The organism is Pseudomonas sp. FSL R10-0056, assembly GCF_009600105.1.
GTDB classification, from domain to species: Bacteria; Pseudomonadota; Gammaproteobacteria; order Pseudomonadales; family Pseudomonadaceae; genus Aquipseudomonas; species Aquipseudomonas bubulae.
The window spans coordinates 1-206 of the sequence record NZ_WIWL01000160.1; the positions used below are offsets into that span (position 1 = coordinate 1).

The 206-nt window shown below is 55.8% G+C and carries 1 protein-coding gene; it reads right to left on the reverse strand.

The features are described 5' to 3' along the window. The coding region (locus GHO42_RS25875) for an integrase core domain-containing protein (protein WP_218576005.1) at positions 1-206 on the reverse strand (206 nt) is incomplete at both ends.

Consider the following 206-nt stretch of genomic DNA (forward strand, 5'->3'; position numbering starts at 1 on the left):
TCGGCCTTGAGAGAGCGGTGGAAGCGCTCGATCTTTCCATTGGTTTGAGGGTGGTAAGGGCGGCTGTAGCTGATCCGGATTCCCAAACGAATCAGCCAGATACTCAGCTCGGTGATTTCACCTGGATTGCGCGGTGAGCCCCATGGCGGGCCGTTATCAACATTGATACGAGCGGGTAATCCGAAGCGCTGGAATACCTCAACCAG